Below are 470 nucleotides of genomic sequence, written 5' to 3'. Positions count from 1 at the left end.
GTGAAGAACATGATCACCGGTGCTGCCCAGATGGACGGCGCGATCCTGGTTTGCTCGGCCGCCGATGGTCCGATGCCACAAACCCGTGAGCACATCCTGCTGTCCCGTCAGGTAGGCGTTCCGTACATCGTGGTTTTCCTGAACAAGGCTGACCTGGTAGACGACGCAGAGCTGCTGGAACTGGTCGAGATGGAAGTTCGCGACCTGCTGAGCACCTACGACTTCCCAGGTGATGACACTCCAATCATCATCGGTTCGGCTCGTATGGCGCTGGAAGGCAAAGACGACAACGAGATGGGCACCACTGCCGTCAAGAAACTGGTAGAAACTCTGGACAGCTACATCCCAGAGCCAGAGCGCGCTATCGACAAGCCGTTCCTGATGCCAATCGAAGACGTGTTCTCGATCTCCGGTCGCGGTACCGTGGTAACTGGCCGTATCGAGCGTGGTATCGTTCGCGTCCAGGATCC

At 57.9% G+C, this 470-nt stretch carries 1 protein-coding gene; it reads left to right on the top strand.

Annotated features, from left to right (window positions below; all coding sequences use genetic code 11):
- Positions 1 to 470 (top strand): GTP-binding protein (locus ACL9RJ_RS33230; protein WP_422766019.1); only part of this gene is annotated, 470 nt, incomplete at both ends.

This window comes from Pseudomonas sp. Mn2068, from assembly GCF_049319725.1.
Lineage (GTDB): Bacteria > Pseudomonadota > Gammaproteobacteria > Pseudomonadales > Pseudomonadaceae > Aquipseudomonas > Aquipseudomonas gingeri.
The sequence above is the reverse complement of the archived record's forward strand: the minus strand, read 5'-3'. Positions and strand labels throughout refer to the sequence as shown.